Origin of the sequence: Paraburkholderia lacunae, assembly GCF_003353175.1 — a bacterium.
GTDB classification, from domain to species: domain Bacteria; phylum Pseudomonadota; class Gammaproteobacteria; order Burkholderiales; family Burkholderiaceae; genus Paraburkholderia; species Paraburkholderia lacunae.
In genome coordinates, this window is the sequence record NZ_QHKS01000005.1 from 128,374 (window position 1) to 155,256 (window position 26,883).

The following is a 26,883-nucleotide window of genomic DNA, read 5'->3' on the forward strand; positions in this document are numbered from 1 at the left end:
GTCCGGGCTTGTCGTTCGTTCTGCTCGTGACAGGACGAACGCATCCTTCGGCGCGGCGGCATGCCGCGCCGGGGAAGAGGGTGGTCCTTCAGTAAGGGTTCGCTTGCCGCTTCAGCGATCCCTCAATCCCCCAATCCCCCAAGGGGACTTCCTTCGGGGCGGGGGACTTCCTTCGGGGCGTCGCTCACCCGAATGCACGCAACGCGTGTCGCGCTCGCGCCGTGCGTGACAGGCTGGGGAATCTTCGCTGCGCAGGCGTCGATCGCATCCGGGCAGCGCGTGCGAAACGCGCAACCGGAAGGCGGGCTGAGCGGCGACGCAATCTCGCCACGCAGCAGCAGATGACGGCGCGCGCGCTCGACAGCCGGATCGGGCACCGGTACCGCCGACAACAGCGCGCGCGTGTACGGATGACGCGGCTCGCCATAGACTTCGCGTTTGTCGCCGAACTCCATCACGCGTCCCAGATACATCACCAGCACGCGGTGGCTGATCGCCTTGACGACCGCGAGGTCGTGCGCGACGAACAGCAGCGACAGCGACAATTCGCGTTGCAGATCGCGCAGCAGGTTGACGATTTGCGCCTGAATCGACACGTCGAGCGCCGACACCGGCTCATCGCAGATCACCAGTTGCGGCTCGCCGATCAATGCGCGCGCAATGCCGACGCGCTGACACTGACCACCCGAAAACTCATGCGGATAGCGGCGCAGATGCTGCGCATTGAGGCCGACGCGCTCGAGCATGGTCAGCACGCGCCGCTGCACGTCGGCACGCGCGATGTCCTGGCCGAACGTGGTGAGCGGTTCGGCGACGATCTGCTCGATCGTCATGCGCGGATCGAGCGAGGCGAGCGGGTCCTGAAAAATCATCTGCACGTCGCGGCGCAAACGCGACGTGTCGCGTTTTGCGTTCGGCAGCACGGTTTCTTCGCCGAGCCAGCGCACGCTGCCGCTCGCCACCGGCGCGAGACCGATGATCGCGCGCGCGAGCGTGGACTTGCCGCAACCCGATTCGCCGACGAGACCCACGGTTTCGCCGCGCCGCACGTTGAACGACACGCCGTCCACCGCGCGCAGCGTCGCCTTGCCGGACCACGGAAAGCCGCCGCGCGGTATGCCGAATTGCACCTTGAGACTGTCGACCGACAACAGCGTTGCCGGAGCCTGGCTTGTGGTTGAAGTGGCGCTCATGCGTGTTGTGCCTCGATGATTTCCAGCGCCGAACGGTGGCAGGCGCGCAGCGCGACGGCGCCCGACGCATCGGATCCTGGCTGCAATGCGCTCAGCGCAGGCCGCGACTCGCGACAACGTTCGCTGCAATACGTGCAGCGCGGCGCGAACGCGCAGCCCGCGCCGACTTCGCCGGGCAGCGGCGGATTGCCGGGAATGGTTTGCAACGCACGCTCGCCGTCGTCGGTCAGACGCGGCAGCGCGTTCAGCAGGCCGATCGTGTACGGATGAGTCGGCGCGGCGAACAGCGCGGCGGCGCTCGCCTGCTCGATGGTCTGGCCGGCGTACATCACCATCACGTCGTCGCACAAGCCGGCGACCACGCCCATGTCGTGCGTGATCAGGATGATCGCGGTGCCGCGTTCACGATTCAATTCACGCAGCAACTCGATGATCTGCGCCTGCACGGTGACGTCGAGCGCGGTGGTCGGCTCGTCGGCGATCAGGATTTCGGGCTCGGAAAGCAGAGCCATCGCGATCATTACGCGCTGCCGCATGCCGCCGGAGAATTCGTGCGGATACATGTCGATGCGGCGCGCGGCGTCGGGGATGCGCACCGTCTCGAGCGTTTCGATCGCGCGGCGGCGCGCTTCGCGACGCGACATCCTGCGATGCAGTTGCAGCGTTTCGGTCATTTGCCGTTCGATCGTCAGGAACGGATTGAGCGAGGTCATCGGGTCCTGGAAGATCATGCCGATGCGGTCGCCGCGGATCTTGTTCAGGGCGGCCTGGTTCATCGTCAGCAGGTTTTCGCCGCGATAGGACGCTTGCCCCGATACGTTGCCGTTGCCGGCCAGCAAGCCGAGCAGCGCCATCACGGTCTGGCTTTTGCCTGATCCCGATTCGCCGACGATGCCGAGCGTGCGGCCGGCTTCGAGAGAAAACGACACGCGCTGCACGGCGTCGACGGGTGCGCCCTCGCGGCGCGTAAAGCGCACGCTCAGGTCTTTGACTTCGAGTAGCGGCATGTCAGCGGTCCTTCGGATCGAATGCGTCGCGCAAACCGTCGCCGACGAAATTCACGCAATACAGCGTCACGCACAACATCACGGCCGGGCACAGCAGCAGCCACGGCATCGACTCGAGCTTCTGCGCGCCGTCCTGAATCAGCACGCCCCAGCTGGTCATCGGTTCCTGCACGCCGAGACCGAGAAACGACAGCACCGATTCCGTCAGTACGATGTTCGGCACCGTCACGCTGGCATACACCACCACCACGCCGAACAGATTCGGCACGATGTGGCGTGCGATGATCGAGCGCGAACTCACGCCGATCGCGCGGGCGGCATCGATGAATTCGCGCGAGCGCAGCGACAGCGTCTGGCCGCGCACCACGCGTGCCATGTCGAGCCACGAGAATGCGCTGATGGTCAACACGACCAGATAGAACGCGCGGCCGAACATCGTCATCATCAGGATCGCGATCAGCATGTAGGGGATCGCGTACATCATGTCGACGACGCGCATCATCACTGCGTCGACACGCCCGCCCAGATAGCCGGCGCTCGCGCCGTACGCGACGCCGATCAAGCCCGACACCAGCGTGCCGAGCAGGCCGACTTCCAGCGACACGCGCCCGCCTTGCAGTGTGCGGGCGAGCAGATCGCGGCCGAGTTCGTCGGTGCCGAACCAGTGCATGTTCTGCCACGTCGGCGGCAGGCTGATCGCGCTCCAGTCGCTGTCTATCGGGCCGTTCGGCAGCAACCACGGACCGGCCACGCACGCGATCACGATCAGCAGCAGCACGATAAAGCCGGCAAACGCCGCACGATTGCGCACGAAGCGCAGCGCGGCGGTGGCGAACGGGCCGCGCGAATGCGGCGCCTTGGCGATGGCCGCGAGCGGATCGAGCGCCGCGGCAGTCGATTGAAGAGAGCGGGGCATGGATCAGTACCGGATGCGCGGATCGAGCCACGCATACGCGAGGTCGACCAGCAGATTGAACAGCACGGCCACGGCGGTCGTCAGCACGACCAGACCGAGCACGAGGGTGTAGTCGCGGTTGATCGCGCCGTTGACGACCAACTGGCCGAGACCGGGCAGCGCAAACACCGATTCGGTGACCACCGCCGCCGTGATCGAGGAGATGCAGATCGAGCCGAGCAGCGACACCACCGGCATCAACGCGGGCTTCAATGCATGGCGCAGGACGATCGTGCGGCCCGGCAGGCCCTTCGCGCGCGCGGTGCGGATGAAGTTGCCCGAGAGCACTTCGATCATGCTGCCGCGCATCACGCGCGCGATCGCGGCGACGTTGATGAAGGTGAGCAGCACGATCGGCAGCACGCGATAGCGCCATTCGCCTTCGCCCCAGCCGCCGGCGGGCAGCCAGCCGTGGCCTTCGGAGGTCTTCAGCAGGATCGCGAAGATCCACACCAGCACCGGACCCAGCACGAACGGCGGCACCACGTTGCCGATATTGCCGAGCACCATCACCGCATGATCGACGAAACGGTCGCGGCGCACGGCGGCCAGCGTGCCGAGCGTGACGCCGATCGCGAGCGCGATCGGCACCGACACGCCGCCTACCCCGAGACTTACCGGCAACGCTTTCCACACCAGATCGTTGACCGACCAGTCGGCGTAGCGAAACGACGGACCGAGATCGCCGTGCAGCAGCGAGCCGAGGTAGTGCAGGTACTGCAGCCACAACGGTTCGTCGAGGTGGTACTTCGCGTTGAGGTTCGCCAGCACGGCCGCCGACAGTTGCTTCTCCGTGTCGAACGGACCGCCCGGGGTCAGGTGCAGCAGCAGGTAGCACGCGGTGATCACGGCGAGAATCGTCGGGATCGCCCAGAGCGTGCGGCGCAGCGTGTAAGCCAGCATGACGGTGCTCCCGCGCTCAGTGCTTGATCAGATACATGTCTTGCGTGGCGCGCTGGTCGACGTAGTTGGTCGGCGTGTAGCCGCCCACATAAGGCTTCACCAGCCGGTCCGCCGAGTACTGGAACAGCGGCACCATCGGGTAGTCGCCCATCGCCAGGTCGTGTGCCTGGGTGAGCAGGGTGGTGCGCCTCGTGTCATCCAGTTGCTGATTGGCTTCATCGACCAGCTTGTCGACTTGCGGGTTGCAGTAGCGCTGGTCGTTCTGCACGCTGTTGCAGCGGATCAGATCGAAGTACGACATCGCGTCGTTGTAGTCGACGAACCAGCCGTCGCGCGACGCTTGCACCTTGCCGTCGTGGCGCTGTTTGAGCAGCACCTTGTATTCGACGTTCTCCAGCCTGGCGTTCACGCCGAGCTTGGTGCGCCATTCGGAGGTGGCGAACAGCGCGACTTTCTTGTGCAGGTCGTTGGTGTTGTACGTCAGCGTGAACGTCAGCGGCTTCGCGTCCGAGTAGCCGGCTTCCTTCAGCAGATTGCGCGCGTAGTCGACGCGCTTGCCCATCGGCCAGGTGGCCCAGTCAGGCTTGAAGACCGCGGCGCCTTGCGTGCCCTTGGAGATCAGGCCGTACATCGGCAGTTCGCCGTCCGCGGTCAGGCGCGAGGTCAGCAGGTCGCGGTCCAGCACCATCGAGAGCGCCTGGCGTACGCGTTTGTCCTTGAAAATCGGGTCTTCGTTATTCAGGCTGTAGTAGTAAGTGGCGATCTGGAGACCGGATTTCAGCTCGGCGCCGAACTGCTTGCTCACCTGCGAATAGATCCCCGACGGAATCGAATAGGTGTAGTCGAACTGGCCGGCCTGATACATGCGCATCGCCGTTTCGTCGTTTTCGATCGGCAGGTAGGTCACTTTCGTGATTACGACCTTGCCGGCGTTCCAGTATGTGCTGCTTTTGGTGCCCACCAGGCGGTTGCTCGGCTGCCAGTCGGTCAGCGCATACGGGCCATTGCCGACGAAGTTGCCCGGGCGGGTCCAGTCGCCGCCGAACTTCGCCACGGTCGCGCGATTGACCGGCGCCATGGTCGGCATGGCAGCCAGTTGCGGGAAAAAGGCGGCGGGCACCTCGGTCGTCACTTCGAGCGTGTACGGATCGGGCGCGCGCACGCCGAGGCTCGTCAGCGGCGCCTTGCCGGCGAGAATCGCCTTGGCGTTCTTCACGAATTCGACCAGTACCGTGTACTTCGAACCCGTCTTCGGATCGAGCACGCGTTGCCACGCATAGACGAAGTCGTCCGCGGTGACGGGCTGGCCGCTGCTCCAGCGCGCGTCGTGGCGCAGCTTGAACACCCAGGTGTCGGGGCTCGTGCGCGTCCACGATTGCGCGACGCCTGGCACCACCGCGCCGGCCGCGTCGATGCGCGTCAGGCCTTCGAACAGGTCGAGCGCGATCGTGTTGCCGGTCCATGATTCGATGTGCGCCGGGTCGAGCGACTCGGTTTCGGTCGGCACCTGGCGGGTCATTTCCTGGCTGGCGGCGAGCGTGACGCCGGCGGGCACCGTGACGGCGAAGGCGGAAGGCTGAAGCGTAAGGACGAGCGCGGTCAGCGCCGTCGCGTAGACGAACGGGGTTTTCATCGGTTGAGATCGCAGGAAAAGGTCGAGAGAGAAACGCGCTGGCGCCAGGGCGCCCGGTTATCTGCGTTGCCCGGGCCGGGGCGGCCCTTGTTTCTTGTCCGACATGCAGGATTCCTTACATTAAGTAATGCAGGCAATCCCTGGCCGGATCAACCGGATAAGGTGCCTGCCTTTTAAAACAGTCTCGGTGTACCCACCCAGACGACCACCGTTTCGCCACGCGCGGTGTTCGCCCAGCTATGCGGCACCGTCGATTCGTAGTGCGCGCTGTCTCCCGCGTGCAATACGAACGTCTTGCCCTCCAGCGTCAACAGCACTTCGCCGTCGATCACATACATAAACTCTTCACCGGCATGCGTGGTGACTTCCGAACGCTTCTGCCCGGGCGGCATCCTGACAAGGATCGCTTCGAGCTGGCGGCCGCCCGTCAGATTGGTCAGCCGCGCAAACAGGTTGGCCGAGTCCGCAAAACCGAAAAACTTCAACTGATCGCCACGGCACACGGATCGCTCTTCGCTTGGTGTGTCGACGAAATACTGCATCGTCACGCCGAGTGCACTGGCAATCCCGGCCAGCGAACTGATGGACGGTGACGCCAGACCGCGTTCGACTTGCGACAAAAACGGCTTGGAAATACCTGCCGCGGTTGCAGTTTCGTCGAGCGTGCGCTTGAGCCGTTGCCGCAACGCGCGGATTTTGCTGCCGAGTTCGAGAGCCGGGCTGTTCTTTTGAATTGTCGTGACCATAGCAGGAGGAAATTAGCCCGTCAAAATTTGTTTGATATAAGTAAATATGGTTTGATTGCGGTCCAGGCCGAGATGACGGGCATTCGGCAGCCGGTTGCGCAAGGGACCGCGTTTTCGAGACAGCCCTCTATGTTGCCAGAAGCGAAAAGCGCATCCGCCGATTTGGCCGGCGCGCCAAGGGAATTCGCAAGGCCTCTGGAAAAGAACCGCGGCTTGCACAGAGCGCGTTCTGCTATGCGCATTGAGTATCAGAGGCCATTAAAGACATGACGTCAAAGACTATTTTTGCGCGGAGCGACCGTGAAACGAATCCCGGATAACGTGTAAGGAGGGGTAATTGAGCAGGATCAGTAAATTCCCTGTTCATGATCGACAAGCTGCACTTTACCGACAGCAGCGCCACCCTCACGCGGGGCGCGTTTACGGCGCTGGCGTATGCGTCGCCGTCGATCGGCGGCTGGATCGGCGACAAAATTCTCGGCGCGCGCCGCACGATGATCTTCGGCGCCGGCGTGCTGGCCGCCGGCTATCTGATGCTTGCGTTGCCCAACGAGGAATTGAACTACCAGCCGCGCTGATTCTGACCGCGCAGGTGATTCTGTTCTTCGTGTTCTACGTGCAGATGTCGACGTCGCTCACGCTGTTCGCGCTGCGCAATGTCGATCCGCGCTTTTCCCTGTTCGGCGTGACGCTGTTCTCGTGGAGCGCCGCGCAATTCCAGGCGCTCAATCCGATCTGGATCATGCTGCTGAGCCCGCTGCTCGCGCTGCTCAACACGAAACTCGCGAAGGGCGGCAAGGACGTGCCGGTGGCGGTGAAGTACGCGATCGGCTTCGCGGTGGTGGCGGCCGGCTTCTTCGTGTATGCGGCGAGCGGCAACTACGCGGTGAATGGGCGCGTGTCGTCGTGGTTCATGGTGGGCGGCTACGGCTTGTATTCGCTCGGCGAGTTGCTGGTCAGCGGGCTGGGCCTCGCGATGATCGCGCGCTACGTGCAGGCGCGCATGAGCGGCTTCATGATGGGCGCTTACTTTGTGGCGACCGGCGTGTCGCAATATTTGGGCAGCGTGGTCGCGAACTTCGCGCAGATGCCGGCGGGCAATCTGGATCCGCTCGAATCGTTGCCGCTGTACACCAGGCTGTTTACCGGCCTGGGCTGGCTCGCGGCGGTGGGTGCGCTGGTCGCGGTGCTGCTGTTGCCTTTGATGCGCAAGCTCTCGCGCGAGCATCGGCGTTGCAGCGACGAAGCGGGCGAGAACGCGCGGCAAACGGCAGCGCTGGGCGTGGTGGCGGAGTAATCTGCTGCGGTTCTGGAAGCGGCGCGAAAGCGCCGTTGTTCGACTGTAAAAACGCGCACTTGCACTGCATGACAGAAGCACAAAAAATGGGCGCTTGTTAAAGCGAGTTTCGCTTACTCCGACATCTTCCGGAACGAAACCGCGAGCCGGTTCCTACCGTTGATCGAGATCACCAGCATCGCGCGCCTGCAAGCGCCTTTGACCGAAGCGACGCTGGTGAACGCGGCGCGCGAAGTGTCGATCGGCTTGTAAGGTCTCGCGCCGTTTCATCAGCGCGCGAAGCCGCAGCCCGGCTTGATTTTCGGTTGAGGCATGCTCGCCGTCGAACATATCGACGCGGCTCTCACCACGCTGGCCGGCATGTTGCCGCGCCTCGCCCGCTAAAAGGCCGCGTGCCATCTGTCGGCGCTTTATCGAAACGGCTGCGGCGTCGCGCGCGATTCCCGCCGCGCCGTACTTTCGCCGCAAAGGGCGTGTTTTTTCCGTCCTGCAACTGAGTTTGGCTGACCGTGATCGAGCCGCCGGCTCACTCGAATGTGCCTGCTTCCACGCATCGAAACGAGCTGTAACGCGCGTTACGCGTTCGTATTGCAGCGCTCTTCGACGCACGCTCACCAGCAAAATACCCGCTAAAACAAGCATCAAAATGTGCTGCGCAGTCTGCGCCGCGCAACAAACCTGCACTGTGATACACAAAAGAGTCGCGCAAATCGCATTAGCGCTTGTAGAATCCGGCGTTGAAGCGTGCACATACCGTGTGCGCTTCGTGCAATTCACTGACCACACAACAGGTAGGAGAAACATGCCGACTTCCGCAAAAAAGGTGGCCAAGAAGGCTGCTGCCCCGGTACCGACCAAGAAGGTTGCTGCAAAGAAAGTCCCTGCGAAGAAAGCCGTCGCAGCTAAGAAGGTCGCCGTGAAGGCGTCCAGCGCACCGTCGCCGATCAAGGACACCTTCACGAAGGCCTCGCTGGCTGCACACGTCGCTGAACGCGCCGCTGTGGAACCGAAGACCGCCAAGGCCGTGCTGGCCGCGCTCGAAGACACGATCCTCGGCGCCGTCCATAAGAAGGGCGCTGGCGAATTCACGCTGTCGGGTCTTCTGAAGATCGTCGTGCAAGCTGTGCCGGCGAAGAAGAAACGCTTCGGCAAAGACCCGTTCTCGGGCGAAGAGCGTTGGTTCCCGGCCAAGCCGGCTAGCGTGCGCATCAAGGCACGTCCGCTGAAGAAGCTGAAAGACGCAGCAGCAGCCTGATCGCGCTTCATGCGTTGCCGCGGTTTTTTAACTGCGGCGAACGCGTGAGCCGGCAGGTCATGCAAGTTGTCTGAGTCCCCGCGGATGCGAATCCGCGGGGATTTTTTTACGCGCGTTGCCGGTCGTTTTGCGGGGTCGCCGCGAACGCACCGCAAACGCGCCTCAAACGCACCGCAAGGTGGCCGGCTTCGTATCACGAAGCTGGCGCGCGTTCGGCGCCGCTCCTGTGCTGCTCCGGTTCGCGCTTGATGCGCGTTTGGTGTGCGTTTAGTACGGATGCGGGCCCGTTCGGCGCCGGCCGCCGCGGCACATCGCGGTGCCGCCTATGCACCGTACTAGCGCATCATGGGCCGGCGCAGTACGATGGCAGCGAGGCGGCGCCGGTCGGATGCGCTGTTCGCGTGCATAGGCGGCGGTTTACACGCGAAAAAGCTCAATGGCATAGCGTTTGCTTCAACGATTGTCGAACACCGAATGCGCAGCGCATTCGCCTTCTATCCGACAACAAGAGCGGGGCGTGACATGCGATGCTATGACGAGATGCGTCATCATGACGATGCCGTGCGGCCACACTACGCACGCTTTGAACGATGGCTGGTGAAGCAGGGCAATGAAGCGATCGCGCGCAAACGCGCCGAAGCGGACCTGCTGTTCCGCCGGGTTGGCATCACCTTCGCGGTAAACGGCGATCTGTCGGGTACCGAGCGGCTGATCCCTTTCGATCTGATTCCGCGCATCATTCCGCGCAGCGAATGGCAGACGCTGGAAGCGGGTTTGCGACAGCGCGTGCAGGCGCTCAACCTGTTCATCCACGACGTTTATCACGAGCGCAATATCGTGCGCGCCGGTATCGTGCCGGCCGAGCAGGTCTACACGAACGCGCAGTACCGGCCTGAAATGCAAGGCGTGAATGTGCCGCTCGGTGTTTACGCGCATATCGCCGGGGTCGACGTGGTGCGCGCCGGCGACGAGGGCGAGTTCTACGTGCTCGAAGACAACCTGCGTGTGCCGTCCGGCGTGTCCTACATGCTGGAAAACCGCAAGATGATGATGCGGCTTTTCCCCGAACTGTTCGTGCAGAACCGCATTGCGCCCGTCGCGCATTATCCCGATCTGCTGCTCGATATGCTGCGTTCGGTGGCGCCCGAGGGCGTCGACGATCCGGTCGTGGTGGTGCTCACGCCGGGTATGTACAACTCCGCGTATTTCGAGCATACGTTCCTCGCGCAGCAGATGGGCGTCGAACTGGTGGAAGGCAAGGATCTGTTCGTCGACGACAACTATGTGTTCATGCGCACCACGCAGGGGCCGAAGCGCGTCGACGTGATCTACCGCCGCGTCGACGACGACTTCCTCGATCCGCTCGCCTTCCGCAACGATTCGGCGCTCGGCGTGCCGGGTCTGTTGACCGCGTATCGCGCCGGGCGTGTCGCGCTCGCGAACGCCATGGGCACCGGCATCGCCGACGACAAATCGATCTACCCGTACGTGCCGGACATGATCGAGTTCTACCTCGGCGAAAAGCCGATCCTGAACAACGTGCCGACCTATCAGTGCCGCAAGCCCGACGATCTCGCGTACACGCTCGCGCATCTGCCTGAACTCGTCGTGAAGGAAGTGCACGGTGCGGGCGGCTACGGGATGCTGGTGGGACCGGCCTCCACGAAAGCCGAAATCGAAGCGTTCCGCGAGCGCCTGATCGCGCGCCCCGCGGGCTATATCGCGCAGCCCACCCTGGCTTTGTCCGCGTGTCCGACCTTCGTCGAAGCGGGCATCGCGCCACGCCATATCGACTTGCGGCCCTTCGTGCTGTCCGGCAAGACCGTCACGATGGTGGCCGGCGGCCTGACGCGCGTGGCGTTGCAGGAAGGCTCGCTGGTCGTCAATTCGTCGCAAGGGGGCGGCACCAAGGACACCTGGATGGTCGACTGACGGGCTTGCCGAGGTAGTTGCTCACGCAATTGCAGCCGCAACCCAACAAGCCGGCGACGCACCACGTACGCCGCCGGCGCACACGGATAACCAGCGCGGGCCTTGTTCAAAGGCCCCGCGTCATCAAATACGGAATGCCGTCATGTTAAGCCGCACCGCCGATCACCTCTTCTGGATGGCCCGCTACATGGAGCGCGCGGAGAACACCGCCCGCATGCTCGACATCAACCTGAAGGCGCAACTGCTGCCGCAGACGCCCGAGCAGGAATCGCGCGCGCAACGTTCCGTGTTGCGCATCTCCGAACTCGAAACCGCGTTCGCGCAGCGCTACGACGAACCGACTCGCGACAACGTGCTCGATTTCATGGTGGCCGATTCGACCAATCCGTCGAGCATTCATTCGTGTTTGCAAGCCGCGCGCGAAAACGCCCGCGCGGTGCGCGGCACCTTGACGACCGAATGGTGGGAAACCATCAACGACACCTGGCTGGAGTTCAACGAGCGCACCGCGTCCGGTCAGGCCGTGGGCAACCCGGGTGCGCTGTTCGAGTGGGTGAAGTTCCGCTCGCATCTGTCGCGCGGCGTGACGATCGGCACCGCGCTGCAGGACGACGCGTTCTTCTTCACGCAGCTCGGCACGTTTCTCGAACGGGCCGACAACACCGCGCGGATTCTCGACGTGCGCTTTGCCGACGTCGAACCGAATTCACGCGATGCCGCGCGCCAGCTCGAAGATTTCTACTACTGGACCTCGATTCTCAGCTCGGTGTCGGCGCTCGAAATCTATCGCAAGGTGTATCGCGATGTGGTGACGCCGGCGCGGGTGGTCGAACTGATGATCCTGAACCAGCAGATGCCGCGTTCGCTGCTGGCATCGCTCGACGGCGTCTGCACGAATCTGGCGATGCTGCGCACACAGGGCTCGAACCAGTGTGAACGCTTCGCCGGCAAGCTGCGCGCCGAACTGGTGTACTCCGACATCCGGCAGATTTTCGAAACCGGCCTGCACGCTTATCTCACGCAGTTTCTTGCCCGCGTGTTCGAACTCGGCAACCTGGTTGCTCGCACCTATCTGATGCTGCCAGTCGCCTGACGGAGTTTTTTATATGTACCTGACGATCCGCCACGACACCTCCTATCGCTACGAAGCGACGGTCCACTATTCGATCCAGCAGCTGCGTCTGACGCCGGCAAGCGGCGCCTCGCAGGTGGTGCGGCGCTGGAGCATCGATGCACCCGGCAAGCTCGACGCCACCTTCGATGCGTACGGCAACGCGCTGCACACGCTGGTCATCAACAAGCCGCATAGCGAGATTCATCTGCACGTGGCCGGGGAAGTCGAGACGATTGCCCTGATCGACGGCCGGCTGCCCGATAACGTTGGGCCGATTCCGCTCGAGCACTTCACCTGCGCGACGCGTCTCACCGAGGCTGACGCGGCGGTCCGCGAACTGGCCGAATCGGTGCCGGTCCTGACGACGCCGGGCGGGCTGATCGAACTGTCCGAACAGATCGTGCAGCGCGTGAAATACCGTCCGGGCATCACCGAAGTGACCAGCACTGCCGCGCAAGCGCTCGCGCTCGGCAACGGCGTGTGTCAGGACCACGCGCATCTGATGCTGGCTTGCTGCCGGACACGCGGCATTCCGGCGCGCTACGTGAGCGGCTACCTCGAACCGGGCGATGTGCCGCAGTCGGCGAGCCATGCGTGGGTCGACGTGTGGCTCGATGGCCTTGGCTGGATTTCCGTCGACGTGACGCATGCCGGGTTTGCCAGCGAACGCTTCTGCCGGCTCGCTGTTGCGCGCGACTACGAAGCCGCCGCGCCGGTGCGCGGGCGGCGCATCGGCGGTCTGGAAGAGCAGCTGGAGGTGTCCGTCACCGTCAGCGCGCAGCTCTCGCAATAGCGGCCACGACGGCCTGGCAGCGCGGCGCGAAGGCGCTTCAGCGCTCACAGCCGTTCAGAAAAGGCCCGCAAAGGCCGTAATACACGATCGAGGCATGTGCGCGCCGCATTACAATAGCGGCGTTCTGTCGTTTTTTGCGGATACTTTTTCTTATGACTTATTGTGTCGCGATGTCCGTCGACGACGGGCTCGTGTTCCTCTCGGACACGCGCACCAACGCGGGCGTCGATCACATCAGCACCGCGCGCAAGATGTCGGTGTTCGAGATGCCGGGCGAACGCATGCTCGTGCTGCTCGGCGCCGGCAATCTGTCGCTGACGCAAGCGGTGCTGCACGAACTCACCGAGCCGGCCGATACCGCCCAGCCTACGCTTTGGACCGCGCCCACCATGGCAGACGCGGCGCGCGTGATCGGTCGCGCGGTGCGCAGCGTGCACCAGCGCGAGGCCGAGGCGCTGCAGGAATTCGGCGTCGACTTCAATTGCAGCTTCATTCTGGGCGGCCAGATCGCGGGTAACCGACCGCGCCTGTTCATGATCTACGCGGCGGGCAACTTCATCGAAGCGTCGGCCGTGAATCCGTATTTCCAGATCGGCGAGGCCAAATACGGCAAGCCGATCATCGATCGCGTGCTGACGCCGTCCACGCCGCTCGACGAAGCCGCCAAGTGTGCGCTGATCTCGATGGACTCCACCTTGCGTTCGAACCTGTCGGTCGGGCTGCCGCTCGATCTGCTGGTGTACGAGAAGGATTCGCTGCGCGTCACGCGTTTCGTCTCGATCGATCACGACAATGCGTACTTCGAGATGATTCACCGCACGTGGGGCGAGCGGCTGCGCCAGGTGTTCGGCGAGATTCCCGATCCCGACTGGCTGGATTCGCCTCATGTGCCGCTGCAGCAGCGCGAGCGCACGCTGGTGTTGCATCGCGCGCCGGTGGGCGCCGACGGCGTGGAGCACGAACTCGAAGTGAAGCCGGCGCAGACGCTGGCACAGTCGGACAAGGGGAAGGTTCAGCGGCGGTAGTTGGGTCGCCGGATCGTCGATCAGGGTGGACGAGCCTGGCCCCACCTGATGAGTGAGCTGCGAGCGTCACGCCAAGGTCGTCACGAGCCTGCTAAAGGCTTCGCTGGCGGCCATTTTTTTGCCTGTTGAGATTGTCCCGGACGCGCAACGGTATGCACGCGTGAGCATGCGTCCGTTCACGTCTTGCGCGGGCCGGCCGGCTCCGCTACGCCAAACTACGAACTACAAACCACGGACGAAAAAAAACCAGCCGCAGGTTTATCACCCGTGGCTGGTTTTCAACTGCGTGTTGCTTCAGCAGTTCGTCAAGCTCGATTAGAACTTGTGGCGGATGCCCAGGCTGACCACTTCTTGCGAGCTGGTAGCCGAGTTGTAGCCGTACGAGCCGACTGCTGCGCCTGCGTCCACAACGCCGGCCGCACCTGCCGCAAGGCGTTGCTTGCCGCTGGCGTGTTGATACGCGCCAACCAGGTAGACGTCCGTGCGCTTCGACAGGTTGTAGTCGCCGCCCAGCGAGACTTGGTGATACGTTGCGCTCGTATCGCCGCTAGCCTTCGTGTAGATGTAGCCCACGCCCACCAGCATTGCCGGGGTTGCCTGGTAGCCGAAGTACGCGCCGCCGACGTTGTACTTCTCAGTCGAACCGAAGCCCGATTGTGCATCCGGCTTGTATTGCGCATTGCTGTAACGCAGGTTAGCCGTGAACGGGCCTGCTACGTATTGCACAGCAACCGAAGCGATGCCGATCGACTTGGCTGCCGCGTAGAAGCCGCTGACCTGATTGTCGAACGTACCGTCCGACGTGCCGCCCCAGCCAGCGCGGAGCGCCGTCGTACCGCTCGGATTATCTGCACGGAAGTAACCTGCAGCGACGCTGAACGGACCCGTTGAGTACGTTGCTGCGCCCGACCACGTTTGACCCGAACCCGTCTTGCCAGCCACGCCGCCGAATGCGTACATGCCTTCGAACTGGAAGCCGCCCCACACCGGCGAGGTGTATTTGATAGCGCTGTTCGTGCGCGAGGAGTTGTCGTTGTTGTCGACGTCGCCCGGCGTGGTGAACGTGGAACCGAAGTAGTTGTCAGCCGTCAGCGGTTGAACCAGGTCGACCACCGGATCGTACTGACGACCGGCCGTGACCGTACCCCATTGGTCGCCCGTCAGGCCGACGTAGGCTTGACGACCGAACAATCTGCCACCTTGATTCAGCTTGCCGTTGTTCGGATCAAAGCCGTTTTCCAACTGGAAAATCGCCTTCAGGCCACCGCCCAGATCTTCCGTGCCCTTCAAGCCCCAGCGGCTGCCTTGCAGGTTGCCTGCTACCAAGCCAACTTGGTTGGCGTTCTTGCCGGAAGCGTCAACGGTGTTGTGTGCGTACTGGATCGATTCATCGATCAAACCGTACAGAGTAACGCTGCTTTGAGCATGTGCGACGCCGGTGACGCCCAGGAGCGCCAGCGAGAGGGTTGACAGTGCGATTCGTTTCATCCATTTCTCCACGCAGATGATTAGTTTCTTTGTTGCGGAATGGAGAATAGCTCACCGTCTCTATCGGTAAGAACAGGAAAAAAAAGAGTGTCTCCAAAATGTGACACAAGGCGCAACGCCTTGTATTTAAAGCCCGTTCACGATTGTTGCTGTTTCGGCAATATTCATTCGTTGACCGAGCATTATTGTTGTTTTGTTGACAGTGAAGGCTTCGGTACCTGCAATTTAGACACTTATTTGAATGGATTTTGTAATCTAGTCGTCTGTTTTTTACGCCGGATCCGTAGTGGCCGCATAAAAATTGGAACGCGCCTCCGTTGACGAGTGCGCTGGACAGAACCTTCAGATTGTGGGAGGTGCGACGCATGAGCGTGCGATCTTCGGGTCGCCTCAGGTCACCTGCGCCGACTTGCCGCATTAGAGTGGGGCTATCGTTTCACGCACCGCTTGCGCCGTCATCAGCGCTACGGCGCGCCACCGTGGCGACGGCGAGCCCGGCGACCGCTGCCAACAGTACCGAACCCCATGGATGCCGCCGGACATAGCGATCTGCCGCGACCGCTTTGCGGCTCGCTTCCACCAGCGTGACGGCTGCGGCGCGTGTGGCCCGCGCTTCGGCGTGCACGACGCCGCGGCCGAGCTTGACCGCGGTCGCGCGCGCGGATGCTTTGCGCCGCGCCTCGCCCCGCGCGAAAGCCATCCCTCGAGCGGAGGCGGAAAGCGCCGCCGCCGCGCCGGCCGCGGAAGCGGCGCCGGCGGCGTTGGCGCCGCTGGCCGCGCCCTCGTCCGCGCGTGGCGCCGCATCCGCCAACACCGTCGACGCAGCCAGCACCGAAGCGAGCTTGGCGCGGCTGCCTGCGGGCGCGTTGTTCTGCATGCCCCATCCGCCGCGGGGGTCGTGCAGGCGGCCGCGCGCCGCCGAGAATTCCGCGCCGAGCAGCAGCACGGCGGCTGAGAAGTACAGCCACATCAGCAGCACGGCAAGCGAGCCGGCCGCGCCGAACGAGCTTGCCATTCCGGCATGAGCGATATACAGGGCGAAGAGCTTCTTGCCCGCCGAGAACAGCGCGGCCGCGACAATCCCGCCGACAAACGCATCGCGCCACTGCACCCGGGCATCGGGCAAGAACTTCAGCAGAGCGGCAAACGCGAACGCCAGCACCAGCAAGCCGACCCCGAGTTGCAGCAGGTTGCCGATCACCACATAGGGCGAGTCGCCCCAGAGCCACTTGCCGATGAAGGTGATGGCCGTATCGAGCACGAGCGAGACGATCAGCAGAAACGCGACACCCAGTACGAGGCCGAACGAAATCAGCCGGACTCGCACCATCGCGAGCACGCTCGACGAGCGCGGCTCGGTGTTGGGCCACACCCTATTCAGTGCGCTGTTGAGCGACGAGAAGGTGGCTGATGCGCCGAGCGCCAGCATCGTGAACGAAATGATCGCTGCGATGCCGCCCGCGTTGCCGCTGTGATGCGCGTTCTCGACGATGGTTTGCACGCCCGCGGCGGCCTGGTCGCCGAGCAGGCCGTGAATGTGGTCGAACAGTTCGCCGCGTGCCGCTGCTGCGCCGAAGAACCAGCCGGCCACGGCAATCACCATGACCAGCGTCGGCGCCAGCGAGAACGCCGCATAGAACGCAATGCTGGCGGCCATGGCTGCGCAGCGGTTGTCGGCAAACTGTTTGAATGCGCCGATTGCCCAGTTGGCCTGCTTGCGGGCCATCATCTGGAGGTTGTCGGCGGAAAGCGTGTCCCTATCCATGGTCGTCTTCTCAATAGGATCCTGGCGCCGGATGCGGTGTTGACGGGGTCTCGAAGCAGTTCTCCGCATCGAGGCTTTTTCGCGAACTGTGTGCCTGTCACTATAACAAGGCGGACCGCGAGTCTCGTTGATGCGCGCGAGTCAGGTGTGTCGTTAGAATGCCGGTGGATTCCCACATTCCTGTCACTATGCACTCACACGAACTCGTACAGCAGCTGGACGTTATTCCAGTGGAACAACTGGGCGCGCATTTGCCTGCGCATGTCGTCGAACAGTTGCCGGTCCAGGGCGTCACGGTGTTCGCCGTCAGCGACGACGCTTCCGACACCGCCGAATTCAGCGCGCGTTATGGCTTTGGTCTCGAAGACTGCGCGAATACCATCGTGGTTCGCTATAAGAAGTCGGGCGCCGAGCACTACGCGGCGCTGGTCTCGCTGGGGTCGTTGCGTCTGGATATCAACGGCGCGGTGAAGGCGGCGCTTGGCGCGCAGCGGCTTTCGTTTGCCAGGCGGGAGGACGCTGTGGAGCATAGCGGAATGGAGTTCGGCGGGATTACGGCCTTCGGCTTGCCGGACGATTGGCGCATTCTCGTCGATGCTGCCGTGATGGAGCGCGCTCAGATTGTGATGGGCGCCGGGGTTAGGGCAGCCAAGCTGCTGTTGGCGCCGGATGTTTTGCGGCAGTGGCCTCGATGTGAGCTTGCGTCGCTGACCTTGCCAGCCGGCTGAAACGCTGTTTCTTGCCTGCGCGGCGCTTTTTGTCTGATTGTCTGCGGCGTACAACCAAAAAGCGCTACGCAAGGCGCCCGTTGGCTTAAATAATCAATCGTGAAATCTTGGTGCCTCCCAGCGACACCCCCGCCATCAACCCGCCATTAGTCAGCACAAAAGCCTGGACCGGGCTGGTAGCCGTCGACGTATCAATCGCGCCGTTGGCGCCAACCTTCAGCACGGCGACCGTCGCGTCGACACCTGCCGCCCACCCCTGGCTGCCGAGGAATTTGTCGAGCGCATCCTGCGTCATGAAAAGGAATATGAGCGCCTTGGATTGCGCGCCGATCTGCAAGCCGAACGATCCCGCGACCGTGCTGTAGTAACCCGCCGTGTTTCCGCCGACGCGCAACGCGCCTTCGCCGTATTGCCCGCCGAACCAGAAGCCGGCCGAGATGACGGACGGGAACACGAGCACGCCGTGCGCTTTCGAAACGAGTTCGCGCGAGCCGGCGACGTTCGCATAAAGCCGCTCGAGGGTCGAATCGACGCCGGCATTGATCGTGTCGCGCTTGCCCGCGTTGGCCGAATCAGACGCGCTCGAAGACGGCGACGTGGTGGTGCAGCCGGCGAGGCCAAGACCCGCCGTCGCCAGGACGACGCCGGTGGTGGTGATGAATTGTCGTCTACGCATGATGGCTCTCCCTATGCGTTCATTATCTGAGGTTCGGCTGTCGCCGTCCTCTTTGGGCCCCGGCGGAATCGGCCGGGGACAGGCATGTGACGCAATATGGGTGCAGCAGTTCCCGTGCCTGGTACAGACGTCGCCTCATGGCGCGCGCTCAGCGCCCGGCGCGCCCGCGAAAACCCCACCGTCCGGCGCACGCCGTAAAGCAATCAATGACGCAGGGTGTCCGCCGGCCGGCCCCTGTCAGGCCTGTTGCGGCGGACACGCTATCGTCGGGCTTCAGGTGTCGGCGCCCGGCGCGCCTGCCTGGCCGGCTACTGCGCGGCAGGCTTGATGTTCTGATTGTGACGGAACAGGTTGTGCGGATCGTAGCGGCCCTTCACCGCGATGAGGCGTTCGTAATTCGGTCCATACGCCTGCGCCACACGTCCCGCTTCCTCCTCGGTCATGAAGTTGACGTACACGCTGCCTAGCGCAAACGGGGCAGACGCTTCAAAGAAAGCGCGCGCCCAGGCGACGCAGCGTTCGTCCTCGCGCGCATCGTCCCAGCGGCCGTGCACGTTCATCACGAAGAGCGTGTCGCGATTCGGATAGGCGGTGGCGTCGGCCGCCACGCGGCAGGTCTGGCCGCCGATTTGCCCGAGGAAGATTTCGCATTGCGTCGACGGCAGCTTGCCGATGGCGTCGAGCAGCGCATCGATCAGACCGTCCTGCACGCTGGCCAGATTGTGCGACTTCCAGTAATTGCGCGCGCCGGGAGCCAGCAGCGGGTCGAACGCTTTTTGCCACATCGCGTACGGCATCGGTCCAAGATGTTCCCCGTATGGCTGGCCGAAGCCGCGTACCGCCTCCACAGCGGCGGGTCCATTGTCGATGGGGCCGGTGTAGCACATCGCGAACACGATCACGGGCTTGCCGTGCACTTCAGGCGGCAGGAACGGCAGCGGCGGTGCGAGGCGCAGCACGGCCCATACGCTCAGGTCTTCCGGCATGCTGTCCGCGGCCGCACGGTACTGGGTGAGGGCGTGCTTCGCCTGGTCCAGCGGCAGCACGACCAGGCCGCCGTACACCTGCGGTCCCACCGGATGCAGCGCGAACTCGAATAGCGTGACGATGCCGAAATTGCCGCCGCCGCCGCGAATCGCCCAGAACAGATCTTCGTCCGAAGCGGCACTCGCGTGGATCAATTCGCCGTCGGCGGTGACCACATCCGCCGAAATCAGATTGTCCACCGACATGCCGTATTTGCGGCTCAGCCAGCCGAAGCCGCCGCCGAGCGTGAGCCCCGCGACGCCGGTAGTCGAGTTGATGCCGAGCGGGGTGGCGAGTCCGAAAGCCTGCGCTTCATGGTCGAAATCGCCGAGCTTCGCGCCCGGCTCGACATAGGCGCGCCGTGCCGCCGGATCGATGCGTACCGATTTCATCGGCGACAGGTCGATCACGAGGCCGTCCTCGCAAAGGGCGCTGCCGGCGATGTTATGGCCGCCGCCGCGCACCGCCAGCGGCAGGTCGTTGTCGCGCGCGAACGCCACGCCGCGGCGGACGTCCGCCACGCCGGCACAGCGCAGGATCATCGCGGGACGCCGGTCGATCATCGCGTTCCAGATGCTGCGCGCCTCGTCGAAACCGGCATCCTCGGGCAGCAGCAACTGGCCCCGCGTCGCGGCTTTTAAATCTTCAATGGCATTGCTGGACACACTCACCATGGCACACCTCCAGACACGGTTGGACGCTTTTCAGAACGCTATTCAGCTGACCAAAGCAAAATGAACCGGTCTGAAAAGGCTTGGATTGAGTCCAGTAAACGGGCCTGTTTCCTCAAGTCAAACATGGGTAAACCCGCGAGAGCGACGAATGCCGCGCGAATGCCTGTGCGACGGGCTTCTGCACGAATGGCGGCGATGATGGCTCATGCGCGCGCACGGCATGGTGGGAATGCTTCGGGAAAAGACGGTGTGAAGAAGTGTTGGTCGAGTGCCGTTGTGGTGGTCACGCGGCGACACTCGGGAGGCCGGGCCGCAATTTTTTCTGTCTGATCGCGGCTCAGACATCCGATGCCGTGTCGCATCGCGCGCGTACGTCGAACAGCAGTGCGATGTCGGTGAGGGCGGCAAATACCGAAAACGAATTCAGTTCGGAGTAGGGCAAATCGAGGTTGAAGCCGGTGTAAAACGAGTTGTAGGGCGAGGGGCCCTTCAGCGCCGATTGCTTGCGCGGCACGTTGAAGACGAGATCGACCGTATAGCCGCCACCGCCACGCGCGGGCACCCACACCATGAAACGGATGCCGACCAGATGACCGAGCGGGAAGCGAAAGCTCTCGCCGTCGTGGCGCAGTCCGCCCCACACCGCGTCACGCGAGCGGAACGCAGCGGTAAGCAGCGCTCGCGAGCCGTTCCTGAAGTGCGCGAAAGTCGGAAACTTCGCCAGCTCATCGAAACTCACCATGGCGGCCGGCGTGCCGTCCCCCCCTGTTTCGATGTCCAGATACGAGCCGATCGCTTCCCTGAAGCCCTCGTACAACTGCTTGTGCAAAAGCGCTTCGGCGTTCGGTTCGCGCTTGACGTTATCGCTCAAAGCGAACCCGATGAGATCGAAGCAGGCGGTCTCGCCGATATAGCTGGGCAGCAATTGTTCGTTGTCGCGCTCGTCGAAGGAACGGCGGCCGATCGGGTAAGGCAACTCGTCGACCGGCAGGTAGCGATCGGTCGGCCGCCAGACCCGCACGCTCGTGTCGACCGTCGCCGGCGCGGCCGGCGCAGCGAGCGATGCCGCCAGCGCGAGCGTGTCGGCGGACGGCTGCGCGTGCTCAGCCGCGCCGGATGCCGCCGCCAGAGCGGCTTGCTTGCGCATGGTTTTTCCTCCGAGCCAGGAGACGAGCACGTATTCGGTGACCAGTGTCGCCACGCCGCTGAGTAGTCCGGTCAATAGTCCAAAATGGGTTTTGACCAGAAAGATGACGACCACAGGAATCGCAAAAAAATAAAACACGGTAATCCCAGTTCGAAAATTTCCAGCTGCATCGTGCCGTGTCGGTTTTTCCCCTGATGCAACCGCTTTGCGAGCGGCTGTCACGACTTTGCGACGTGCCAGATCGATGCGCTACACCGATGCGCTCAACCTCACCCACCGCCTCGATCGTCATATCGAGCAGCGCACGTGGCCGTGCCGGGCGCCGCAAGTCGCGGTGCTAGCCGAATCAGACGTTGCGGCCCGGCGGCGTTTCGTTCAGCTCGATGCGCACGAGCCCGGGCGTGCTGTCGCCGAGCGGGCACGGCAGCACCGCGAGGCCGGCGCCTTGCGCGCACATGCGAGCCGTACAGAAGTGTCGATTTAGGTGCCTTTTCGCATGGGCGATTATGCACGTATCGACGCAACCCCCGGTTGTCGCAACACGGCTTCGCACGTGTTGTTCGAAGTGCCAGGCGTTCCGCTGTCGCGCCATTTCTACGCGCCCCTCACGTTCGCCCGCATCTTGCTCGTATAGGGCGCTGTGCCGGTGGCGTGTCGATCGCGTTGTTGCTGCCAACAATGCACCTCAACAGTCCCGCTGTGACGTTCGGTTTGCTGTCGCTGGCGGCGCGGCTGATTTTCTCGCCGCACCCAGCGCCGACTGTCCGGTTCTGTCCGGTTACCGCGTGCCAGTTGGTTCCCACGCGTCGCGGTCTTTCTATTCCGCGATGCATCGAATTTCGTCAATTGACATATTTTGTATGTCGATGGCGGCGTAATTGCGACGCTTTGATTCGAGCGCCGTATTCAGCGTGATACTGACAATAAAAGGGCAATTGGATGGCAGTGTAAACCCGCTCGGTTTTCACTGTATGTGTGATTGCCCTCACTCCCGCCTTTCAAATTTCTCCGCTATGTTCGGATAAACGCTTGTATGAAGCGTTCGAACGCTTCATCGTTGTTTCGCTGCCTGATTCCCATCGCGAAAACAGATCTCATTCGCACCTTCACGCGGCTTCTGCTCCAGGGCCCAGCTCAGAAGCAGAAGCGCTCGATTCATATGCCGGGGCGGTCTGAATTTTAAATAACAAGAATCATTCGGACCGCATGATCGAAGAAAAAATGTAGCGGTCATCAAGATCGAGAAATGACGATATTTGTCGGATCGACTCACAAATTAGTTGAAAAAAGACCGGCCATTTCGCTTTGCGTGGGGTAGCGCACGGTCTGTGAGTTGCGCTCCGCATAACGTGAACTTCAATCAGGTCCTGCTGCGATCTTTCCACGACTTTGTTCGCGCACAGCCAACGGTTTCTCTCGGGGTATATCAAATCGGACCGGGATTTTCCGTGAGAAAGATGCCGGGCGCTACGCGCTATTCGAGTGGCGCGAAGCACATGTGAGCGGGCTTTGACGTTCGTTTTCGACAGTGAACAGAGATTCGCTGGCTGCATGAATCTGACTTTGGAATATGGTTAGGAGACACAAATGAAAAAGTACAACGGGGAAACAAGGGCGTTGGGGACATGCAAGGCGGTTCTGGCAGTTGCCGTGACTCTGTATGCTGCAATGGCCGGTGCGCAAACCAATCCGGCGACACCTGTCGCGCAGTCGACCGACTCGGCGAGGTTGACGTTGGCGCAAGCTTCGCCGACCGATTGTCCGATAGTCGACACGGTTGGTTGCGAGCGCGAATACGACGGTTCGGTGGTGGCTGGCGGGACCGGAATGATCGCGGCTGGTGGCTCGACATCGGCGGCCGGTCCGCAGAGCGGCGATGGGAGCGGAACGGGGAACGGGACTTCTTCGAGTGGCGCCGGCGGTGGCGGTGCAAGGAATGGGACCACGTCGGGGCCGGGAGGGCTCGGGGCGGGGAGTTCCGGTAGTGGCCGCGGTGGCAATGGGGGAGCGGGGTCGGCTGCTGGTACTGGGACTGGCGGCGGTGGCGCTGGTACCGGGGCGGCTGGCGTCGGCGGAACGGGTGCGGGTGGGACGGGCGCTGGCGGCACAGGCGGAACGGGTGCGGGTGGGACGGGCGCTGGCGGCGCAGGCGGAACGGGTGCGGGTGGGACGGGCGCTGGTGGCGCAGGCGGAACGGGTGCGGGCGGGACGGGCGCTGGCGGCGCGGGCGGGACGGGCGCGGGCGGCACAGGCGGAACGGGTGCGGGTGGGACGGGCGCTGGCGGCGCAGGCGGAACGGGTGCGGGTGGGACGGGCGCTGGCGGCGCAGGCGGAACGGGTGCGGGTGGGACGGGCGCTGGCGGCGCAGGCGGAACGGGTGCGGGTGGGACGGGCGCTGGCGGCGCAGGCGGAACGGGTGCGGGTGGGACGGGCGCTGGCGGCGCAGGCGGAACGGGTGCGGGTGGGACGGGCGCTGGCGGCGCAGGCGGAACGGGTGCGGGTGGGACGGGCGCCGGTGGGGCAGGCGGAACAGGTACGGGTGGGACGGGCACTGGTGGCGCAGGCGGAACCGGTGCGGGTGGAACAGGCACTGGTGGAACGGGTACTGGAGGCGATGGCGGCACAGGAGGTAACGGCGGCCAGGGTAACGGAGGTCACGGCAACGGCGGTCAGGGCAGTGGAGGCCAGGGCAACGGCGGTCAGGGCAGTGGCGGCCAGGGCAGCGGCGGTCACGGCAGCGGCGGTCAGGGCAGCGGCGGTCACGGCAGCGGCGGCCAGGGCAGCGGCGGCCAGGGCAGCGGCGGTCACGGCAGCGGCGGCCAGGGTGCCGGCGGTCAGGGCAGCGGCGGCCAGGGCAGCGGCGGTCACGGCAGCGGCGGTCAGGGCAGCGGCGGCCAGGGCAGCGGCGGTCACGGCAGCGGCGGTCAGGGCAACGGCGGCCAGGGCAGCGGCGGTCACGGCAGCGGCGGCCAGGGTGCCGGCGGTCAGGGCAGCGGCGGTCACGGCAGCGGCGGCGAGGGTAACGGCGGTCAGGGCAGCGGCGGTCACGGCAACGGCGGCGAGGGTAACGGAAGTCACGGCAACGGCGGTCAGGGTAACGGAGGCCAGGGCAGCGGCGGTCACGGCAACGGCGGCGAGGGTAACGGAAGTCACGGCAACGGCGGCCAAGGCAACGGAGGCCAAGGCAACGGAGGCCAAGGCAACGGAGGCCAAGGCAACGGAGGCCAAGGCAACGGCGGTGGCCACGGCCACTGACGCGGCGAATTTCGTTCAGCGCGCGGCGGTCGGCGAGACGGCCTCTCAAGCAGAAGTTTTCGCCTTGGAGACGTGAGCGGACACCACGACGGCCGTTCTGTGTCCCGTTCACGTATCCAACACAAAAGCACAAAAACACAAAGAACAAGCCGCATGAAATCCCATCGACAGATATGCCTTCGAACCGAAGGCAATCTCGTCGAGGGTATGACTCGAGACCTCTCATATCCCAACCATCACCCGGCAAGGCGCTCGGACAACCCTCGCCGCTCCACCTGGATTCCCCGCTCCTGCTCCACCAAGAAACTTGGGCAGCATGACCACCCTCACGCGCGCCACCGCTAATACGCGCTCGCATCTTTGCACTGGCACATGAAGCGCCGACCGTGTTTAGAATGTCATGGCTTCGCGCGCGCTGGTGTTCGACAAACGCTCGCTCACATACCGCAACGGTCCATTCATAACGGAGTTCGTGTTGAATCACAAACCGGCATCGTTCCCTCAAGCGTCATTGCTGATCGCCGCGGCACAAGCGCAGCCGGTATCCGGCGACGTATCGGCAAACATCGCCAGAACCGTCGAATTGACCGGCCTCGCCGCCGATAGGGGCGCGAAACTGGTGGTTCTTCCGGAGAAGTTCCTGAGCGGCTATGAGCCCGACCTGATTGCCGGCGACCCCGCGAAATACGCATTCGACACAGACGACGCTCGGCTCGATCCGATCCGTGAAGTCTGCCGGCAGCGCGAGATCGCCGTGGTCGTCGGTGCGGCAACGCGTGGCGTTGGCGGCCTTTTCATTTCTTCGCTGGTGTTCAGCCGTTCCGGTGAGTTCATCGAGCCGTATCACAAGCAATATCTTTACAGCGGCGAGATGCGGATCTATCGGCCGGGTGCTCAAGGCGCGATGCTGGAGATCGACGGCTGGCGGCTCGCACTCGGCGTCTGCTATGACTCGGGTTTTCCGGAGCACGCGCGCTTTGCAGCAATAAACGGCGCCCACGCCTATCTGGTGAGCGCGCTCTTCAGCGTGAAGAGCGGCTATCACCAGTCGCGCATCTGGTTTCCCGCGCGCGCTTTCGACAACACCATGTATGTGCTGATGTCGAATCACGTCGGCACGACGGGCGGCTGGCAGACCTGCGGCGCAAGCGCTATCTGGAGCCCGTATGGCGAGGTGGTGGCAGAGGCGAGTCGTGAGGGCGAAGAGGTGATTACGGCGCGACTCGATCCGGCGGTTCTGGCCGATGTGCGCGAGCGTGAAACGGTGCTCGCGGATTTCAACGCGTTCAACGCGCGTGGCGACGAGATGCCGGGCGCCTACGCCGTGCATCGTCTGGATTAAAGGCACCGGACTCAAAGCGCAGGCGAATATCCGCTTCAACGAAGCTGGCCGCACCGCGCCTACCGTATCGTGGTGCGGCGCGGGTACGATCCACAGCAACGCCAACAGGCCCGCGATCAGGAGTGCCGCGATCTCACCGGCGACGGCCGCATCGCTCATGAACAGGCAAGCGTGAGCGGCCAACGCTACAACGCTGAGTTTGCGTCGTGTCCAAACGATGAAGAAGCTCACTTGCCCGACGGCTTGCTCAAGCGGATGGCGCAGCAAACCGTGCAATTGACGCGACGGGAGATCGCGAAAAGCGGGCCTCCGTCGAGCGAGGGCGCTGAATGAGTCTGAATGAGCTTGCACGCGTGACCGGATTGCCTGGAACATCGCGACCGGTGCGAGACTCATCGCGCCGATCGAGAACCACTCACGTCGGTTTGCAGCATGCTATCCGCTACAATGACGCGCACTACCCACCTGGAGACTCGCCTTGAAATCAATTCTTGTTCTGGTCGCTGCGGCTGTTCTTTCTTCAACGGCCATGGCCGCTGCACCCGCTACCGAAAAGCTCCCTTCCGGCGTAGTCGTTGAGCATATTACGCAGGGCACCGGCGTCCAGCCCACGGCGGACGATGTCGTGAAGGTCAACTACCGCGGCACGCTCGCCAACGGCACGGAGTTCGACAGCTCTGCAAAGCACGGCGGCCCGGCAACCTTTCCGCTCGGACGAGTGATTCCTTGCTGGACGCAAGGCGTGCAGAAAATGAAAGTAGGCGGCAAAGCCAAATTGACCTGCCCGGCGGCTACCGCCTACGGTGAGCGCGGCGTCGGCCCGATTCCGCCGAACAGTGATCTGACGTTCGAGGTCGAACTGGTTGGTATCGTCAAGTGATCGAGTGCCAGCTTCGTTAGGACCAGGCCCTTCTTCGGACACCGAAGCG

Annotated in this window: 22 protein-coding genes and 1 pseudogene; 11 read left to right on the plus strand and 12 right to left on the minus strand. The window is 63.5% G+C overall.

Going from position 1 to position 26,883, the window contains the following annotated elements:
- Window positions 1-122: 122 nt before the first annotated feature.
- The 6 genes from DLM46_RS09080 to DLM46_RS09105 form a co-directional block, all read right to left on the minus strand.
- A complete protein-coding gene (locus DLM46_RS09080) occupies window positions 123-1,193 on the minus strand; it encodes an ABC transporter ATP-binding protein (RefSeq protein ID WP_115100442.1) in 1,071 nt (356 codons plus the stop codon).
- Window positions 1,190-2,200, minus strand: a complete 1,011-nt coding sequence (locus tag DLM46_RS09085) for an ABC transporter ATP-binding protein (protein ID WP_115100443.1) — start codon at window positions 2,198-2,200, stop codon at window positions 1,190-1,192. Before DLM46_RS09085 ends, DLM46_RS09080 begins: the two co-directional genes overlap by 4 nt.
- Window position 2,201: 1 nt before the next feature.
- Entirely contained in the window at window positions 2,202-3,116 is a 915-nt protein-coding gene (locus tag DLM46_RS09090; RefSeq protein WP_244306006.1) for an ABC transporter permease, read from the minus strand.
- A 3-nt stretch (window positions 3,117-3,119) separates the two neighbouring features.
- Window positions 3,120-4,058 carry an ABC transporter permease subunit gene (locus DLM46_RS09095; protein WP_115100444.1) on the minus strand — a complete coding sequence of 313 codons (939 nt, stop codon included), beginning with the start codon at window positions 4,056-4,058 and terminating at the stop codon, window positions 3,120-3,122.
- 16 nt (window positions 4,059-4,074) lie between these two features.
- Window positions 4,075-5,691 (minus strand): peptide ABC transporter substrate-binding protein, encoded by a 1,617-nt coding sequence (locus tag DLM46_RS09100; RefSeq protein ID WP_115100445.1) that lies wholly within the window; start codon window positions 5,689-5,691, stop codon window positions 4,075-4,077.
- Window positions 5,692-5,864: 173 nt separating this feature from the next.
- Window positions 5,865-6,437, minus strand: a complete 573-nt coding sequence (locus DLM46_RS09105) for a cupin domain-containing protein (protein ID WP_115100446.1) — start codon at window positions 6,435-6,437, stop codon at window positions 5,865-5,867.
- A 365-nt stretch (window positions 6,438-6,802) separates the two neighbouring features.
- Here DLM46_RS09105 and DLM46_RS41425 point away from each other — a divergent pair, with 365 nt between their 5' ends.
- Both DLM46_RS41425 and DLM46_RS09110 read left to right on the plus strand, forming a co-directional pair.
- Window positions 6,803-7,015 (plus strand): hypothetical protein, encoded by a 213-nt coding sequence (locus DLM46_RS41425; protein ID WP_482811932.1) that lies wholly within the window; start codon window positions 6,803-6,805, stop codon window positions 7,013-7,015.
- A pseudogene (locus DLM46_RS09110) lies at window positions 7,000-7,734 on the plus strand (POT-type proton-dependent oligopeptide transporter); the annotation flags it as partial. The gene DLM46_RS41425 and the pseudogene DLM46_RS09110, both read left to right, overlap by 16 nt.
- A 153-nt stretch (window positions 7,735-7,887) precedes the next feature.
- On the opposite strand, the gene DLM46_RS41215 reads toward DLM46_RS09110, so the two are convergent.
- Window positions 7,888-8,376 carry a hypothetical protein gene (locus tag DLM46_RS41215; RefSeq protein ID WP_165847936.1) on the minus strand — a complete coding sequence of 163 codons (489 nt, stop codon included), beginning with the start codon at window positions 8,374-8,376 and terminating at the stop codon, window positions 7,888-7,890.
- A 160-nt stretch (window positions 8,377-8,536) separates the two neighbouring features.
- Here DLM46_RS41215 and DLM46_RS09120 point away from each other — a divergent pair, with 160 nt between their 5' ends.
- The 5 genes from DLM46_RS09120 (at window position 8,537) to DLM46_RS09140 (ending at window position 13,853) form a co-directional block, all read left to right on the plus strand.
- Window positions 8,537-8,989 carry an HU family DNA-binding protein gene (locus tag DLM46_RS09120; protein WP_064270303.1) on the plus strand — a complete coding sequence of 151 codons (453 nt, stop codon included), beginning with the start codon at window positions 8,537-8,539 and terminating at the stop codon, window positions 8,987-8,989.
- A gap of 522 nt (window positions 8,990-9,511) precedes the next feature.
- Entirely contained in the window at window positions 9,512-10,921 is a 1,410-nt protein-coding gene (locus DLM46_RS09125) for a circularly permuted type 2 ATP-grasp protein (protein ID WP_115100447.1), read from the plus strand.
- A 142-nt stretch (window positions 10,922-11,063) separates the two neighbouring features.
- A complete protein-coding gene (locus DLM46_RS09130; protein ID WP_115100448.1) occupies window positions 11,064-12,014 on the plus strand; it encodes an alpha-E domain-containing protein in 951 nt (316 codons plus the stop codon).
- A gap of 13 nt (window positions 12,015-12,027) precedes the next feature.
- Complete coding sequence (locus tag DLM46_RS09135; protein ID WP_115100449.1) at window positions 12,028-12,828, plus strand: transglutaminase family protein; 801 nt, start codon at window positions 12,028-12,030, stop codon at window positions 12,826-12,828.
- Window positions 12,829-12,980: 152 nt separating this feature from the next.
- On the plus strand, window positions 12,981-13,853 hold the full coding sequence (locus tag DLM46_RS09140) for a proteasome-type protease (protein ID WP_115100450.1): 873 nt from the start codon (window positions 12,981-12,983) through the stop codon (window positions 13,851-13,853).
- 315 nt (window positions 13,854-14,168) lie between these two features.
- Here DLM46_RS09140 and DLM46_RS09150 read toward each other — a convergent pair whose 3' ends face one another.
- A complete protein-coding gene (locus tag DLM46_RS09150; RefSeq protein ID WP_115100452.1) occupies window positions 14,169-15,341 on the minus strand; it encodes a porin in 1,173 nt (390 codons plus the stop codon).
- 436 nt (window positions 15,342-15,777) lie between these two features.
- On the minus strand, window positions 15,778-17,106 hold the full coding sequence (locus tag DLM46_RS09155) for a YihY/virulence factor BrkB family protein (RefSeq protein WP_115100453.1): 1,329 nt from the start codon (window positions 17,104-17,106) through the stop codon (window positions 15,778-15,780).
- A gap of 188 nt (window positions 17,107-17,294) precedes the next feature.
- On the opposite strand from DLM46_RS09155, the gene DLM46_RS09160 reads away from it, so the two are divergent.
- Complete coding sequence (locus tag DLM46_RS09160; RefSeq protein ID WP_115100454.1) at window positions 17,295-17,834, plus strand: YbaK/EbsC family protein; 540 nt, start codon at window positions 17,295-17,297, stop codon at window positions 17,832-17,834.
- Window positions 17,835-17,919: 85 nt separating this feature from the next.
- On the opposite strand, the gene DLM46_RS09165 is transcribed toward DLM46_RS09160, so the two are convergent.
- The 3 genes from DLM46_RS09165 to DLM46_RS09175 form a co-directional block, all read right to left on the minus strand.
- Window positions 17,920-18,510: a BPSL1445 family SYLF domain-containing lipoprotein gene (locus tag DLM46_RS09165; RefSeq protein WP_115100455.1), complete on the minus strand. Its 591-nt coding sequence runs from the start codon at window positions 18,508-18,510 to the stop codon at window positions 17,920-17,922.
- Window positions 18,511-18,818: 308 nt separating this feature from the next.
- Window positions 18,819-20,210 (minus strand): FAD-binding oxidoreductase, encoded by a 1,392-nt coding sequence (locus DLM46_RS09170; protein ID WP_115100456.1) that lies wholly within the window; start codon window positions 20,208-20,210, stop codon window positions 18,819-18,821.
- A 337-nt stretch (window positions 20,211-20,547) separates the two neighbouring features.
- The gene (locus DLM46_RS09175; RefSeq protein WP_115100457.1) at window positions 20,548-21,495 is read right to left on the minus strand and encodes a hypothetical protein; all 948 of its coding nucleotides are present in this window, start codon (window positions 21,493-21,495) and stop codon (window positions 20,548-20,550) included.
- 1,449 nt (window positions 21,496-22,944) lie between these two features.
- Between DLM46_RS09175 and DLM46_RS39345 the strand changes: the two genes are divergently transcribed.
- From DLM46_RS39345 to DLM46_RS09200, 3 genes are all read left to right on the plus strand, one after another.
- Window positions 22,945-24,612, plus strand: coding sequence for a hypothetical protein (locus DLM46_RS39345; protein WP_165847937.1), 1,668 nt, complete (start codon window positions 22,945-22,947; stop codon window positions 24,610-24,612).
- A gap of 400 nt (window positions 24,613-25,012) precedes the next feature.
- Window positions 25,013-25,954: a carbon-nitrogen hydrolase family protein gene (locus DLM46_RS09190; RefSeq protein ID WP_165847938.1), complete on the plus strand. Its 942-nt coding sequence runs from the start codon at window positions 25,013-25,015 to the stop codon at window positions 25,952-25,954.
- Window positions 25,955-26,483: 529 nt separating this feature from the next.
- Entirely contained in the window at window positions 26,484-26,834 is a 351-nt protein-coding gene (locus tag DLM46_RS09200; RefSeq protein WP_244306038.1) for an FKBP-type peptidyl-prolyl cis-trans isomerase, read from the plus strand.
- Window positions 26,835-26,883 lie beyond the last annotated feature (49 nt).

Coding starts and splice junctions, on each gene's coding strand:
- DLM46_RS39345 (WP_165847937.1), top strand. CDS start 22,945: ATGAAAAAGTACAACGGGGAAACAAGGGCGTTGGGGACATGCAAGGCG.
- DLM46_RS09160 (WP_115100454.1), top strand. CDS start 17,295: ATGCACTCACACGAACTCGTACAGCAGCTGGACGTTATTCCAGTGGAA.
- DLM46_RS09080 (WP_115100442.1), bottom strand. CDS start 1,193: ATGAGCGCCACTTCAACCACAAGCCAGGCTCCGGCAACGCTGTTGTCG.
- DLM46_RS09090 (WP_244306006.1), bottom strand. CDS start 3,116: ATGCCCCGCTCTCTTCAATCGACTGCCGCGGCGCTCGATCCGCTCGCG.
- DLM46_RS09150 (WP_115100452.1), bottom strand. CDS start 15,341: ATGAAACGAATCGCACTGTCAACCCTCTCGCTGGCGCTCCTGGGCGTC.
- DLM46_RS09135 (WP_115100449.1), top strand. CDS start 12,028: ATGTACCTGACGATCCGCCACGACACCTCCTATCGCTACGAAGCGACG.
- DLM46_RS09140 (WP_115100450.1), top strand. CDS start 12,981: ATGACTTATTGTGTCGCGATGTCCGTCGACGACGGGCTCGTGTTCCTC.
- DLM46_RS09130 (WP_115100448.1), top strand. CDS start 11,064: ATGTTAAGCCGCACCGCCGATCACCTCTTCTGGATGGCCCGCTACATG.
- DLM46_RS09120 (WP_064270303.1), top strand. CDS start 8,537: ATGCCGACTTCCGCAAAAAAGGTGGCCAAGAAGGCTGCTGCCCCGGTA.
- DLM46_RS09170 (WP_115100456.1), bottom strand. CDS start 20,210: ATGGTGAGTGTGTCCAGCAATGCCATTGAAGATTTAAAAGCCGCGACG.
- DLM46_RS09100 (WP_115100445.1), bottom strand. CDS start 5,691: ATGAAAACCCCGTTCGTCTACGCGACGGCGCTGACCGCGCTCGTCCTT.
- DLM46_RS09125 (WP_115100447.1), top strand. CDS start 9,512: ATGCGATGCTATGACGAGATGCGTCATCATGACGATGCCGTGCGGCCA.
- DLM46_RS09085 (WP_115100443.1), bottom strand. CDS start 2,200: ATGCCGCTACTCGAAGTCAAAGACCTGAGCGTGCGCTTTACGCGCCGC.
- DLM46_RS09200 (WP_244306038.1), top strand. CDS start 26,484: ATGGCCGCTGCACCCGCTACCGAAAAGCTCCCTTCCGGCGTAGTCGTT.
- DLM46_RS41425 (WP_482811932.1), top strand. CDS start 6,803: ATGATCGACAAGCTGCACTTTACCGACAGCAGCGCCACCCTCACGCGG.
- DLM46_RS41215 (WP_165847936.1), bottom strand. CDS start 8,376: ATGCTTGTTTTAGCGGGTATTTTGCTGGTGAGCGTGCGTCGAAGAGCG.
- DLM46_RS09165 (WP_115100455.1), bottom strand. CDS start 18,510: ATGCGTAGACGACAATTCATCACCACCACCGGCGTCGTCCTGGCGACG.
- DLM46_RS09105 (WP_115100446.1), bottom strand. CDS start 6,437: ATGGTCACGACAATTCAAAAGAACAGCCCGGCTCTCGAACTCGGCAGC.
- DLM46_RS09155 (WP_115100453.1), bottom strand. CDS start 17,106: ATGGATAGGGACACGCTTTCCGCCGACAACCTCCAGATGATGGCCCGC.
- DLM46_RS09095 (WP_115100444.1), bottom strand. CDS start 4,058: ATGCTGGCTTACACGCTGCGCCGCACGCTCTGGGCGATCCCGACGATT.
- DLM46_RS09190 (WP_165847938.1), top strand. CDS start 25,013: ATGGCTTCGCGCGCGCTGGTGTTCGACAAACGCTCGCTCACATACCGC.